This is a genomic window from Streptococcus parasanguinis, assembly GCF_032163505.1.
Classification (GTDB): Bacteria; Bacillota; Bacilli; order Lactobacillales; family Streptococcaceae; genus Streptococcus; species Streptococcus parasanguinis_V.
The window spans coordinates 1,604,591-1,618,356 of sequence record NZ_CP134147.1 but is presented as its reverse complement, the minus strand read 5'-3'; the positions used below and the strand labels follow the sequence as shown (position 1 = coordinate 1,618,356).

Annotated in this window: 11 protein-coding genes; 9 read left to right on the top strand and 2 right to left on the bottom strand. The window is 44.0% G+C overall.

Translation table 11 applies throughout. The annotated features are described in order from the left end of the window. Positions 1-90: 90 nt before the first annotated feature. The 5 genes from secA to recG all read left to right on the top strand — a co-directional run bounded on the left by secA (position 91) and on the right by recG (position 7,318). A complete protein-coding gene (gene secA / locus RIN70_RS08140; protein ID WP_021153773.1) occupies positions 91-2,610 on the top strand; it encodes a preprotein translocase subunit SecA in 2,520 nt (839 codons plus the stop codon). A gap of 52 nt (positions 2,611-2,662) precedes the next feature. Next, complete coding sequence (locus tag RIN70_RS08135; protein WP_049506486.1) at positions 2,663-3,691, top strand: 3-deoxy-7-phosphoheptulonate synthase; 1,029 nt, start codon at positions 2,663-2,665, stop codon at positions 3,689-3,691. A gap of 86 nt (positions 3,692-3,777) precedes the next feature. Beyond that, on the top strand, positions 3,778-4,143 hold the full coding sequence (acpS, locus tag RIN70_RS08130) for a holo-ACP synthase (protein WP_003005615.1): 366 nt from the start codon (positions 3,778-3,780) through the stop codon (positions 4,141-4,143). Next, the gene (alr, locus tag RIN70_RS08125) at positions 4,130-5,242 is read left to right on the top strand and encodes an alanine racemase (RefSeq protein ID WP_195623374.1); all 1,113 of its coding nucleotides are present in this window, start codon (positions 4,130-4,132) and stop codon (positions 5,240-5,242) included. The genes acpS and alr overlap by 14 nt, the downstream gene beginning before the upstream one ends. Before the next feature lie 60 nt (positions 5,243-5,302). Further along, positions 5,303-7,318: an ATP-dependent DNA helicase RecG gene (recG, locus tag RIN70_RS08120; RefSeq protein WP_195623375.1), complete on the top strand. Its 2,016-nt coding sequence runs from the start codon at positions 5,303-5,305 to the stop codon at positions 7,316-7,318. Positions 7,319-7,606: 288 nt separating this feature from the next. Here the strand turns inward: recG and RIN70_RS08115 are convergent, their stop codons facing one another. Continuing rightward, on the bottom strand, positions 7,607-8,569 hold the full coding sequence (locus RIN70_RS08115; RefSeq protein WP_118227878.1) for an asparaginase: 963 nt from the start codon (positions 8,567-8,569) through the stop codon (positions 7,607-7,609). A gap of 62 nt (positions 8,570-8,631) precedes the next feature. On the opposite strand from RIN70_RS08115, the gene RIN70_RS08110 reads away from it, so the two are divergent. Beyond that, positions 8,632-10,032, top strand: a complete 1,401-nt coding sequence (locus RIN70_RS08110) for a Cof-type HAD-IIB family hydrolase (protein WP_049484007.1) — start codon at positions 8,632-8,634, stop codon at positions 10,030-10,032. Between the two features lie 286 nt (positions 10,033-10,318). Here the strand turns inward: RIN70_RS08110 and RIN70_RS08105 are convergent, their stop codons facing one another. Next, entirely contained in the window at positions 10,319-10,771 is a 453-nt protein-coding gene (locus RIN70_RS08105; RefSeq protein WP_003008541.1) for a universal stress protein, read from the bottom strand. A 208-nt stretch (positions 10,772-10,979) separates the two neighbouring features. Between RIN70_RS08105 and RIN70_RS08100 the strand changes: the two genes are divergently transcribed. From RIN70_RS08100 to RIN70_RS08090, 3 genes are all read left to right on the top strand, one after another. Beyond that, on the top strand, positions 10,980-12,194 hold the full coding sequence (locus RIN70_RS08100; protein WP_021153766.1) for a pyridoxal phosphate-dependent aminotransferase: 1,215 nt from the start codon (positions 10,980-10,982) through the stop codon (positions 12,192-12,194). Positions 12,195-12,380: 186 nt separating this feature from the next. After that, positions 12,381-13,169: a GTP-sensing pleiotropic transcriptional regulator CodY gene (gene codY / locus RIN70_RS08095; RefSeq protein WP_045759799.1), complete on the top strand. Its 789-nt coding sequence runs from the start codon at positions 12,381-12,383 to the stop codon at positions 13,167-13,169. Next, positions 13,169-13,747, top strand: coding sequence for a cysteine hydrolase family protein (locus RIN70_RS08090; protein ID WP_045759798.1), 579 nt, complete (start codon positions 13,169-13,171; stop codon positions 13,745-13,747). The genes codY and RIN70_RS08090 overlap by 1 nt, the downstream gene beginning before the upstream one ends. Positions 13,748-13,766: the final 19 nt, after the last annotated feature.

The following is a 13,766-nucleotide window of genomic DNA, read 5'->3' as shown; positions in this document are numbered from 1 at the left end:
AGATACAGCCTTGATCTTGAAAAAATGTTTAAAAAATGCTAGAATAAAAAGAACATTTTAGATTTTGAAAAATTCAAAGTAAGGAAAAAAATGGCAAATTTATTAAAAACAATTATTGAAAATGATCGAGGCGAAATCAAACGCCTTGAAAAAATGGCTGACAAGGTCTTTTCTTATGAAGACCAAATGGCAGCTTTGACGGATGACGAATTAAAAGCGAAAACAGTTGAGTTTAAGCAACGCTACCAAGATGGTGAGTCTTTGGATGATCTCTTGTACGAGGCTTTTGCAGTTGTTCGTGAAGCTGCAAAACGGGTTCTTGGTTTGTTCCCATACAAGGTTCAGGTCATGGGGGGAATCGTCCTTCACCATGGTGACGTACCAGAGATGCGTACAGGGGAAGGAAAAACCCTGACAGCAACCATGCCGGTATACTTGAATGCCTTGTCTGGCAAAGGGGTGCACGTTGTCACCGTCAATGAATACTTGACAGAGCGGGATGCAACAGAGATGGGAGAACTATACTCATGGCTTGGCCTTTCAGTAGGGATCAACCTTGCAGCAAAATCTCCAGCTGAGAAAAAAGAAGCTTACCTCTGTGATATCACTTACTCAACCAATTCAGAGATTGGTTTTGACTACTTGCGTGACAACATGGTTGTGCGTGCAGAAAACATGGTTCAACGTCCATTGAACTATGCCTTGGTCGATGAGGTAGACTCCATCTTGATTGACGAAGCGCGTACTCCGTTGATCGTTTCTGGTCAGACAGCTTCTGATACGAGCCAGCTCTATCACATGGCGGATGCTTATGTGAAGACCTTGACAGAGGACGATTACATTATCGATGTCCCATCTAAAACCATCGGTTTGTCTGATTCAGGAATCGATAAAGCAGAAAGCTACTTTAATCTTGAAAACTTGTACGATATTGAAAACGTAGCTTTGACTCACTTTATCGACAACGCCCTTCGTGCCAACTACATCATGATTTTGGATATCGACTATGTGGTCAGCGAAGATCAAGAAATCTTGATCGTTGACCAATTTACTGGTCGGACCATGGAAGGTCGTCGTTATTCTGATGGTCTTCACCAAGCGATCGAAGCCAAAGAAGGTGTTCCAGTTCAAGAAGAAACCAAAACATCTGCATCGATTACTTACCAAAACCTCTTCCGTATGTACAAGAAGTTGTCAGGGATGACAGGGACAGGGAAAACTGAAGAAGAAGAATTCCGTGAAATTTATAACATTCGCGTGATTCCAATTCCAACCAACCGTCCGATTGCTCGTATTGACCATCCAGACCTTCTCTACCCAAGCTTGAAATCAAAATTCAAGGCTGTTGTGGAAGATGTCAAGTCTCGTCATGAAAAAGGTCAACCAGTCCTAGTAGGTACCGTTGCCGTTGAAACCAGTGATTACCTTTCTCAATTGTTGGTTCAAGCAGGTGTCCCTCACGAAGTTTTGAATGCGAAAAACCACTACAAAGAAGCGCAAATCATCATGAACGCTGGTCAACGTGGTGCTGTTACCATCGCGACCAACATGGCCGGACGTGGTACCGATATCAAGCTTGGTGAAGGTGTTCGCGAACTCGGTGGACTTTGTGTCATCGGGACAGAACGTCACGAAAGTCGTCGGATCGATAACCAGCTTCGTGGACGTTCAGGACGTCAAGGGGATCCAGGTGAATCTCAATTCTACTTGTCTCTTGAAGATGAATTGATGCGCCGTTTCGGTTCTGAACGGATCAAAGCAGTGCTTGATCGCTTCAAGTTGAGCGAAGAAGAATCGGTGATCCGTTCAAATATGTTCACACGTCAAGTAGAGGGTGCACAAAAACGGGTTGAAGGAAACAACTACGATACCCGTAAACAAGTCCTTCAATACGATGACGTGATGCGGGAACAACGGGAAATTATCTACGCTGAACGCTATGATGTTATCACAGCTAACCGTGACTTGGCACCTGAAATCAAGGCCATGATCAAACGGACCATCAAACGGATTGTTGAAGGGGCCAGCCACTCAAGCAAGGAAGAACGCGTTGAAGCGATTCTGAACTTTGCCAAATACAATTTGGTTCCGGAAGATACGATTTCTGCAAGCGATATTGAAGGAAAATCTGACAAGGAAGTTATCGATTACTTGTATGCACGTGCAGAAGAAATCTATGCTAGCCAAGTAGCGAAATTGCGTGACGAAGAGTCTGTGCAAGAATTCCAAAAAGTCTTGATCCTTCGTGTGGTGGACAGCAAGTGGACGGACCATATCGATGCTTTGGATCAATTGCGAAATGCGGTTGGACTCCGTGGGTATGCGCAAAATAACCCAGTGGTAGAATACCAATCAGAAAGTTTCCGTATGTTTAACGATATGATTGGATCGATTGAATTTGATGTGACTCGTCTCATGATGAAAGCCCAAATTCACGAACAAGAACGTCCACGTACGGAACACAGTATTTCAACAACTGCGACTCGCAACATTGCAGCGCAACAACAAGATATTCCAGCAGATATTGACTTGTCACAAGTGAAACGCAACGATTTGTGCCCTTGTGGTTCAGGTAAGAAATTCAAAAACTGTCACGGACGTAAATTTTAAGAGCTCCTCTGAAATAGAAAGAGGATGGGTCTAGCTAGCATAAGGAGGCCGTATGGTATTCATTACGAAGAGCAATAAGATTGATGAGCAAGAGATCACTTCGCTTTACCGCTTGGAAGGTCCAGCCTTGGAGCGTAAAGAAGCGCGTGATCGAGAATTGGAAGCTATTATCAAAGGAGAAGACCAACGGATCCTTCTTGTGATCGGGCCTTGCTCTTCTGATAATGAAGAAGCTGTGATGGACTATGCCCGTCGCTTGGCAGACTTACAAGAGCAAGTCAAAGATCAGATTTTCATTGTGATGCGGGTCTATACGGCTAAGCCTCGGACCAATGGGGATGGCTATAAAGGCTTGATGCACCAACCAGATACACATGCAGCACCAAGCTTTGTGGACGGTTTGAAAGCGGTCCGACATCTCCACTACCGTGTGATTACAGAAACTGGTTTGACAACTGCGGATGAGTTGCTTTATCCAGCAAGTCTTCCGTATGTTGAGGATTTGATTTCTTATCATGCCATTGGAGCGCGTTCAGTTGAAGACCAGGAGCACCGCTTTGTATCTAGTGGGATCTCTGCTCCGACAGGCATGAAGAATCCAACTTCTGGAAATCTTTCTGTCATGTTCAATGCGATTTATGCAGCCCAACATCCCCAAAACTTTTTGTTCAATGCCCAAGCAGTGGAAACATCAGGAAATCCTTTAGCCCATGCGATCCTTCGTGGAGGCTTGGATGCAAGTGGTAAGAATGTTCCAAACTACCATTATGAAGATTTGCTAGCGGCAGCAAAACGCTATAGCGAAATGGGCTTGCAACATCCCTTCATCCTGGTGGATACCAACCATGACAATTCTGGCAAACAATTCGAAGAGCAAGTACGCATCGTGAGAGAAACCATGATGAACCGTGCTTGGAACAAGGATTTGGCAACTTTAGTTCGTGGTTTCATGATTGAATCTTATCTAGAAGATGGCCGTCAAAATGAACCAGTGGTTTATGGTCAATCCATCACAGACCCTTGCCTGGGTTGGGAAAAAACACAGGCCTTGGTCAAAGAAATTGCAACGATGAATAAGTAAAAGGCAGGGGCGGAAGGAGTGATTCTTTAGCCCCTTCTCTTTTGTCAGTAAAACGATATTGAAACGATAAATAAGGATAAAACAAGATGATCAAAGGACATGGCATCGATATCGAATCGATCGCTGCGATTGAAAAAGCCTATCAGAAGAATACCCGATTCGCTGAAAAAGTCTTAACCGAGGCTGAGCGAGAGCGCTTTGAGGAATTGTCTGGAAAACGGAAGATGGAATATTTAACGGGCCGATGGTCCGCCAAAGAAGCCTTTTCGAAGGCAATGGGAACAGGGATTGGACCGGTTGGTTTTCAAGATTTAGAGATTTTAAATGATGCCCATGGAGCTCCCTATTTTTCCAAGTCTCCTTTTTCTGGGAAGGTATGGATTTCGATCAGTCATAAGGGAGATCTAGTGTCGACCAGTGTCATTTTGGAGGAAGAAAATGAAAGCAAGTAAACATAGACCAACGGTTGCAAGAGTCGATTTGGATGCCATTGCCTTTAATGTGCAACAAGTCAGTGAACATATTCCGAGTCAAGCCTTGAAATATGCAGTCGTCAAGGCCAACGCCTATGGTCATGGGGTTGTTGCGGTGACCAAAAAATTGGCACCTCAGGTAGATGGTTTTTGTGTTTCCAATATGGATGAAGCCCTTGAAATCCGTGAAGAAGGCTTGCAACACCCTCTTTTGATTTTGGGAGTTGTGCCAAGTGAAACAGTGAATCTAGCCAAAGAGCATGACATCCGCTTAACGGTGGCTAGTCTTGCTTGGTTGGACCAATTGCTTGGACAAGAAGCAGATCTTTCAGGATTGAAGGTCCATATCAAGGTGGATTCAGGAATGGGGCGGATTGGATTCCGAAGGATCGAAGAGATCAAAGAGGCTGAACGCCTCCTCTTAGCAGCTGGAGCTGAGATTGAAGGGATCTTTACTCATTTTGCGACAGCAGATGAGGCAGATGATCGAAAATTTCAAGCGCAATACCAGTTTTTCAAAGAAGTATTGGCTGCTCTTGAAACCCTTCCTCCTATTGTCCATGCGAGTAATTCTGCCACCTCTTTGTGGCATGCGGATACGATTTTCACAGCTGTGCGCTTGGGAGATGTCATGTATGGCTTGAATCCGAGCGGATCTGTGTTAGCCTTGCCTTATGAAATCAAGCCAGCCTTGAGTTTGGTGAGTGAGTTAGTTCATGTGAAACAATTAGAAGCTGGTCAAGATATTGGCTACGGAGCAACCTATACGACAGAAGAACCCCAATGGATCGGGACGATTCCTATCGGCTATGCGGATGGTTGGATCCGAGAGATGCAAAACTTTCATGTGCTGATTAAGGGGGACTATTGTCCCATTGTTGGTCGCGTTTCGATGGACCAGATTACTGTTCGCCTTCCAGAAGAATTGCCTCTGGGGACCAAGGTTACCCTAATTGGCCGAGATGGAGAAAAAGAAATTACGGCAACAGAGGTTGCAGATTACCGTGGGACCATTAATTATGAAGTGGTCTGTCTCTTGAGTGATCGGATTCCTCGTGACTATACAGGTGAAGAATAAGAAGAAGCAGGTGGGATTTTCCCGGATGGGCCTGCTTTTTTATAAAAGAAAGGAGGAGAAATGAATCTACACCAACCCTTATCCGTACTTCCTGGAGTCGGTCCAAAATCGGCGGAAAAATTTAAAAAGTTAGGAATTGAAACCTTAGAAGATCTGCTCTTGTATTTCCCCTTTCGCTATGAAGACTTCAAAACGCGCAATGTTTTAGAGTTGGAAGATGGTGAAAAAGCCGTCATCTCTGGGGTGGTAGCAACACCAGCCAATGTCCAATATTATGGCTACAAACGAAATCGCTTGCGTTTTTCGATCAAACAGGGAGACCAGGTCATTGCGGTTAATTTTTTCAACCAACCCTATCTAGCAGACAAAATTGAGGTTCAGCAGACAGTGGCGATTTTTGGAAAATGGGACAAGGCCAAAGGCAGTTTGACAGGGATGAAACTCCTGGCTCAAGTGGAAGATGATTTGCAGCCGGTCTATCGAGTGACGCAAGGAGTGAGCCAAAACAGCCTGGTGAAATTGATCAAAATAGCGTTCGACCAGGGCTTGGACCAGCTTTTAGAAGAGAATGTACCCCAAGTCTTGCGGGATCGTTATCAACTTATGTCTCGTTCCCAAGCAGTGCAAGCTATGCATTTTCCTAAGGATCTGGCAGAGTACAAGCAAGCCCTTCGCCGGGTAAAATTTGAAGAGCTCCTCTTTTTCCAGCTGCAACTCCAAGTGCTAAAAGAAGAAAATCACGATGCCAGCCAAGGGATTTCCTTGGCCTGGAATCCAGAAAAATTAGCAGAACGAAAAAAACAGCTTCCTTTTGAGCTAACGCAAGCTCAAGAAAACAGCCTGAATGAAATCTTGACAGATATGGCCTCTCCTTATCATATGAACCGCCTCTTACAAGGGGATGTGGGAAGCGGGAAGACAGTCGTGGCCGGTCTTGCTATGTATGCAGCCTTAAGCGCTGGGAAGCAAGCTGCCTTGATGGTTCCAACGGAGATTTTGGCAGAGCAACACAAGGAAAGCTTGCAAAATCTTTTTCTAGATTTGCCAATTGCCCTTCTAACAGGAGGATTAAAGGCGGCTGAGAAACGAGAAGTCTTAGAAGAGATCTCCTCAGGAAAAGTTCAACTGATTGTGGGGACGCATGCCTTGATTCAAGAGGGAGTTCACTACCAAGATCTTGGTTTGGTCATTATTGATGAACAACACCGTTTTGGGGTTTCCCAACGTCGTATTCTTCGAGAAAAAGGACAAAATCCAGACGTCCTGATGATGACGGCTACCCCTATTCCCCGGACCTTGGCTATTACAGCCTTTGGAGATATGGATGTGTCCATCATTGATCAGATGCCTGCGGGACGCAAGGAAATCATCACACGTTGGGTTAAGCATGAGCAGTTAGAAGTGGTCCTCGACTGGTTAGTCAAAGAACTTGGCAAGGGTTCTCAAGCCTACTTTATTTCTCCATTGATTGAGGAGTCAGAGGCGCTAGATTTGAAAAACGCCCTTGCCCTCAAAGAAGAGCTAGAAACCTTCTTTGGACAGCGAGCACGCGTTTCTCTTCTTCACGGGAAGATGAAAAGTGAAGAAAAAGATGCCATCATGCAGTCCTTTAAAGAGCACCAAGTCGATGTTTTGGTGTCTACGACCGTTATTGAAGTAGGAGTCAACGTGCCCAATGCGACCGTTATGGTCATTATGGATGCAGATCGGTTTGGTCTTAGCCAACTTCACCAGCTTCGAGGCCGGGTTGGGCGGGGAAATAAGCAATCCTATGCTATTCTAGTAGCCAATCCTAAGACAGATAGTGGCAAGCAGCGCATGAAAATCATGACAGAGACGACCAATGGCTTTGTGCTAGCGGAAGAAGATTTGAAAATGCGGGGTTCAGGTGAAATCTTTGGAACTCGTCAATCTGGGATTCCAGAATTTCAAGTGGCGGATTTGGTAGAAGATTATCCCATTCTGGAAGAAGCAAGGAAAGTTGCCAGCCAGATCGTAGCCACGCCAGATTGGCGCGAACACCCCGATTGGCATCTGCTCTCGCTTTACTTAGAAAAGAAAGAACATTTAGACTAGAGTATAAAAAGGGAGTAGAGTGGAAATTCTTTGGATTCCACTCTACTCCCTTTAAGATGGCATTTTACGCCCTTTGTATCTTGATGAAATGCGACAGGACGAAGGTGGATCGATACCATCCACCTGAGGAGTTAGTGAGTCGTGTCGGCAAGGCACCATAGTGCTTGTCGTTACACGAATTGAACACGCCCTAAATGCTGTGTGAAAAAGATAAATTCTCTTGTGAGCTTCGCTCCCGGCGACAATTTCCTATTTTCACTTGGCATTTTACGGGCTTTGTATCTTAGTTTACCCTTCGATATAGTCTTTGAGTTCTTGTCCTTTTAGGCCGGCATTGAGGGCGATGAGGAGTTTGATGCGTGCTTTGGGGGCATTTAATTCCTTGATGAAAAAGACACCTGCTTGATGGAGTTGGACGCCTCCTCCTTCATATGCGTAGACGGGTTCAGCGATTCCATTGAAGCAACGAGATACTAAAGCGATTGGAAGACCTGCATCCATGAATTCTTGGAGTTTATGTGCCGTTTCTTTAGGGATGTTTCCTGCTCCAAAGGCTTCGATAATGAGACCATCCAGCTTTGAAAGATCCAGCATGTCCAGCAGATCGGTTTTCATCCCTGCATAGGTAGCAATGATCGGAACGAACCCATCGATGGTATCGAGATCAAAGCGCACCCTTGGCTCGGCTGTTTTAAAGAAGAGGATTTCCTTTTTCATGACCAACCCCAGTGGGCCGTGGGTTGGTGTCTGAAAGGTGCTGACATTGGTGGTGTGGGTTTTGGTGACGTACTTAGCCGCATGAATTTCATCGTTCATGACGACTAAGACGCCTTTATCGCGTGCTTTTGGATCTGCAGCTACCCGAAGGGCTGTCAGAAAATTATAGACGCCATCGCTTCCAAGTTCGTTGGAGCTTCTCATAGCTCCTGTAATGACCACAGCGATCTCTGGTAACTCCATGGTATCCAAGAAATAAGCCGTTTCTTCCAGCGTATCTGTCCCGTGGGTGATAACGATGCCGTCGTAGTTGTGAGCTTCCTCTTTGATTTTTTGATATAGGGCTAACATGTGACAGGGGGTCATTTGAGGGCTGGGAAGGTTGAAGAAGTCCTCTGAGGTGACTGCAATTCCTTCAATTGGTGAAGTGATTTGGGTCATGGGATTGACTTCATTGGTAATCACTGCCCCAGAGTCATCTGCCGCCATCGAAATGGTCCCTCCGGTATGTAGTGCTAAAATTTTCTTAAACATGTGAAGCTCCTTGGAATATGTGATATAATTTATTTTATCATAAAAAGAAAGAAACAGTAGACATGGAAATAAAAGCAGTCTTTTTTGATATCGATGGAACATTGGTCAATGATAGTCGAGCGGTCCTAAAATCAACAGAAAAAGCCATTCAGTCTTTAAAGGAAGAAGGGATCTATGTCGGCCTTGCGACAGGGCGGGGACCGGCCTTTGTCAAACCGTTTATGGAACGCTATGGCTTTGATTTTGCAGTGACCTATAATGGTCAGTATATTTTGACCAAGGACCGCGTGCTGTTTACCAGTCCAATCGATAAAAAGAGCCTGCACCAACTAATTGACTATGCTCGGGAACACCGTAAGGAAATTGCTCTCGGTACCAAGGATGGGGTATTTGGTTCTCGGATCATGAGTTTTGGGATGAGTCCTATTTCAACCTGGTCTAGTCGCTTTGTGCCCCGTAAAATGGCCCGTACCGTCAGTCGAGGATTTAACAAAGTGGTCAGCAAGGTCGTCCCACAAGATCAGGACACCCTCTATGCACTAGCGCAAGAACCAATCTACCAAGTGTTGATCTTATCGAGTCCAGAAGAGACTGCAAAAATTGAAAAAGAGTTTCCGGATCTGAAATTCACACGTTCTAGTCCTTTTGCAGCAGATGTCCTCAACCCAGGGATTTCCAAGTTAGAAGGGATCCGCATCGTTGGTCAGGAATTTGGCTTTGACATCGATGAAGTGATGGCTTTTGGAGATTCTGATAATGACTTAGAGATGCTATCAGGTGTTGGCTTATCCATTGCGATGGGAAATGGAACGACCAGTGTCAAAGCGATTGCCAAGCATACCACGACCAGTAATGGCAAGGATGGCATTCAAAAGGCCCTGCAACACTTTGGTATTCTCTCAGAGAAAGAACTCTTTCTTTCTAAGGATGATCACTTCAATAAGGTCAAAACCTTCCATGGTGTGATGGATGGGGAAACCCAGGAGAAACCAGTTGTTTGGCAGCCTCAAGATGCCCTTTATCGAACCATGTTCAAGCAAGAGGAGTTGGTAGAATTTGTCCGAGCAGCTAGCAAAAGTGAGGAAGAATTTGACCGCTCGGTAGCAGCTCTTCACGAAGCCTTGGATAAGGCTGCAGATAAGGTTCGGAGTAAGCATCCAGCTGAGATCTCCATGGTAGGGCAGGTTGATGCCTTAATTGATACCCTATATCTGACTTATGGTAGCTTTGTACTAATGGGGGTCGATCCTGAAGAGGTCTTCGAGATTGTTCACCGGGCCAATATGGGCAAGATTTTCCCAGATGGAAAGGCGCACTTTGATCCAGTAACCCATAAAATTCTGAAACCAGATGATTGGGAAGAGAAATACGCCCCAGAACCAGCCATCAAAAAAGAACTCGATCGCCAGCTCAAGGCCTACGAAAAACATGCAAAACAAAAAGAAGCAAAAAAAGACAACTAAAAAAGTTTGGAACAAAGGTTCCAAACCTTTTTTAGAATGTAGACAAACTATTTTTTACTAAGATAAGTAAAGTGTTCCACAAAGAAGTCGAAATATGTTCTTATTTTTAAAATTTATAAAAAATATTGAAAAACTTTCCGCCGTGAGAAAAGTGCTAGAAACACTATTGTTTCTAGCACTCGGGAGTTTTGAGACCTTAGGCTCAAAACTTAGTCATGGAACTTCGAAGAAGGTCGCTGACGTCCGTACTCACCTAAGGAAAGTTTTCAATATAACTTTTTCTTTCTTACATGGTTTTATCCTTATCACGTACCACTAGTAAGTCTACTTTGGCGTGGCGAAGGATATATTCTGAGGAGGATCCGACCATTAACCGTTCGAAGGCATTGAGTCCGGTAGCCCCGACCATAATAAGGTCAACCCCTTCCTTACTTGGGATATCATTGGCTAAGAGGACTTTTGGATTTCCCATTTCTACAACAGTCACAACATTTTGAACGCCGACTTTTTCAGCACGTTCCTTGTAGCCTTTGAGCAATTCATTTGCTTCTTCTTGCAATTCTTCGTAGACCTCAGCATCAAAAGTTGAGACGCTTTGAAGGGCACGGGTATCGATGACGTGGGCAATCGTCAATTTAGAGCCGTTGCGAAGAGAAACGTTAACCCCTTTTTCAAAGGCTAATTCTGCTTCATGAGAACCGTCGACAGCGACCATAATGTTTTCGTATTTTTGAGACATAATCCTACCTCCTTATAGCTTGAAAACATGGATAGAATAGAAGGGAATCCTATTCTTTATACACTTATATTTTATCTCTTTTGAGCTAGAATGTAAAGGTAAAGTCTCGCTTTTCTCCTATATTTTTGCAGAATTTTTAAAGTCCTCGGTTTGTACTCTATTTGAACTAGTGGTATAATAGAGATAATTTCGTGAATCGAGGCAGAATATGAAGGAATATAATAAATCAAGCAAACTCGAACATGTCGCTTACGATATTCGTGGTCCAGTCTTGGAAGAAGCCATGCGCATGCGAGCAAATGGAGAAAAAATTCTACGTTTGAATACAGGGAATCCTGCTGAATTTGGCTTTACAGCTCCAGATGAAGTCATCCATGATTTGATCATGAATGCGCGTGATAGTGAAGGTTATTCAGACTCAAAAGGGATCTTTTCAGCCCGCAAGGCTATCATGCAGTACTGCCAGTTGAAAAAAATTCCAAATGTGGATATTGATGATATTTACCTTGGGAATGGAGTGAGTGAGCTGATCGTCATGTCCATGCAAGGACTACTTGACAATGGGGATGAGGTCTTGGTTCCCATGCCGGACTATCCTCTTTGGACAGCAGCCGTCAGCCTAGCTGGTGGGAATGCGGTTCACTATCTTTGTGATGAAGAAGCAAACTGGTATCCAGATATTGAGGATATCAAGTCGAAAATCACCTCAAACACTAAGGCTATCGTTGTCATCAACCCAAATAACCCAACAGGTGCCCTCTATCCAGATGAGATCCTACTTGAGATTGTAGAGATCGCTCGTCAAAATAACTTGATCATCTTTGCGGATGAAATTTACGATCGCTTGGTCATGGATGGGGAAAAACACACGGCTATTGCAAGTTTAGCGCCTGATCTCTTCTGTGTGAGTATGAATGGCTTGTCAAAATCTCACCGGATTGCCGGTTTCCGTGTTGGTTGGATGGTTCTATCCGGACCCAAGCACCATGTGAAGGGCTATATCGAAGGCTTGAACATGTTGTCCAATATGCGTCTTTGTTCAAATGTCTTGTCTCAACATGTTGTGCAAACCTCTCTTGGAGGCTACCAATCCGTGGATGAACTCTTGCTTCCAGGTGGTCGAATCTACGAACAACGGAACTTTATCTACAAAGCCATCAATGATATTCCAGGTCTCTCAGCCGTTAAGCCAAAGGCTGGTCTCTATATCTTCCCTAAGATTGATCGGGACATGTACCGCGTGGATGATGATGAGCAATTTGTTTTAGAGTTCTTGAAGCAAGAAAAAATTCTCTTGGTTCATGGCCGTGGCTTTAACTGGAAAGATCCAGATCACTTCCGGATCGTTTACCTTCCACGTGTCGATGAGTTAGCTCAAATTCAAGAAAAAATGACTCGTTTCTTGAAACAATACAAACGTTAATTAGATAAAAGATTGAAGAAGAAAGTCTTCAATCTTTTTTTATTCATTCTATAAAATCTATGTCATCGGAATTACATTTTTCTGAATTGCGCATAATTGTAGAAAAAATAAATAATTTTCAGATAATTTGATTGAAATTCCCACACTTATATGATATACTTGAGCTGACTATATGTGAGGTTTATTATGGCAAACTTATTAGAAAAGACACGTAAAATTACATCCATCTTGAAACGGACTGATGAACAGTTGCAGGTCGAGATGCCTTATAATGATATTGCCCAGCAATTAGCGGATATTATCCACTGTAATGCCTGTATCATTAATAGCAAGGGAACCCTTCTTGGTTATTTCATGCGTTACAAGACCAACAATGACCGGGTAGAAGCTTTCTTTCAAAATAAAAAATTACCAGAAGATTATGCCAAGGCAGCTAGTTTGGTCTACGATACAGAAGCGAATTTAGATGTGGACCATGATTTGAGTATCTTTCCGGTCGAAACCAAGTCTGAATTTCCTGATGGCTTGACCACCATTGCGCCTATTCATGTTTCTGGGATTCGGTTGGGTTCCTTGATCATTTGGCGCAATGATAAACAGTTTGCGGATGATGATTTGATCTTGGTTGAGATTGCGAGTACCGTGGTAGGGATTCAAATGTTGAACTACCAACGCGAGGAAGACGAGAAGAATATTCGTCGTCGGACAGCGGTGAATATGGCTGTCAATACCTTGTCTTACTCTGAATTGCGGGCTGTTTCTGCCATCCTTAGTGAATTGAAAGGAAATGAGGGACAGTTGACTGCTTCTATCATCGCGGATCGGATTGGCATTACCCGCTCTGTGATTGTCAATGCACTCCGGAAATTGGAGTCAGCTGGTATTATTGAAAGCCGTTCTCTTGGAATGAAGGGAACCTATCTCAAAGTGTTGATTCCAGATATCTTTGAGGAAATTAAGAAAAGAGATTACTAATGACTAAAGCCTTGATTTCAATTGACTACACTGTCGATTTTGTGGCAGATGATGGTAAACTTACGGCAGGTGCTCCTGCACAAGCTATTTCTGAGACTATTGCTCAGGTGACCCAATTGGCCTTTGACCAAGGAGCCTATGTCTTTTTTGCCATTGATGCGCATGATGTAGAAGATCCATTTCATCCTGAAAGCAAGCTCTTCCCACCTCATAATATCATTGGGACCAGCGGACGTGATTTGTACGGACCTTTGGCAGATTTTTATCGGGAGCACAAAGCGGATCCACGCGTCTTTTGGATGGATAAACGTCATTATTCTGCTTTTTCAGGAACGGACCTAGATATCCGCCTGCGTGAACGTCATGTAGATACCGTCATTTTGACAGGTGTCTTGACTGATATCTGTGTCCTTCATACAGCGGTTGATGCCTACAATCTCGGTTATCAGATCGAAGTCGTGGAACCTGCAGTGGCGTCGCTCACTCCTGAAAATCACCAGTTTGCCTTGAATCATTTCAAGCATGTCTTAGGGGCAAGCTTGGTAGACGGCGCACTAGCAGTATTAGATACTAAATAAGAAAAGATTGTAAAAGAGG

Bases quoted from the DNA above. Each gene is read 5' to 3' on its own strand.
- secA (WP_021153773.1), top strand. From the start codon at position 91: ATGGCAAATTTATTAAAAACAATTATTGAAAATGATCGAGGCGAAATC.
- RIN70_RS08135 (WP_049506486.1), top strand. From the start codon at position 2,663: ATGGTATTCATTACGAAGAGCAATAAGATTGATGAGCAAGAGATCACT.
- acpS (WP_003005615.1), top strand. From the start codon at position 3,778: ATGATCAAAGGACATGGCATCGATATCGAATCGATCGCTGCGATTGAA.
- alr (WP_195623374.1), top strand. From the start codon at position 4,130: ATGAAAGCAAGTAAACATAGACCAACGGTTGCAAGAGTCGATTTGGAT.
- recG (WP_195623375.1), top strand. From the start codon at position 5,303: ATGAATCTACACCAACCCTTATCCGTACTTCCTGGAGTCGGTCCAAAA.
- RIN70_RS08115 (WP_118227878.1), bottom strand. From the start codon at position 8,569: ATGTTTAAGAAAATTTTAGCACTACATACCGGAGGGACCATTTCGATG.
- RIN70_RS08110 (WP_049484007.1), top strand. From the start codon at position 8,632: ATGGAAATAAAAGCAGTCTTTTTTGATATCGATGGAACATTGGTCAAT.
- RIN70_RS08105 (WP_003008541.1), bottom strand. From the start codon at position 10,771: ATGTCTCAAAAATACGAAAACATTATGGTCGCTGTCGACGGTTCTCAT.
- RIN70_RS08100 (WP_021153766.1), top strand. From the start codon at position 10,980: ATGAAGGAATATAATAAATCAAGCAAACTCGAACATGTCGCTTACGAT.
- codY (WP_045759799.1), top strand. From the start codon at position 12,381: ATGGCAAACTTATTAGAAAAGACACGTAAAATTACATCCATCTTGAAA.
- RIN70_RS08090 (WP_045759798.1), top strand. From the start codon at position 13,169: ATGACTAAAGCCTTGATTTCAATTGACTACACTGTCGATTTTGTGGCA.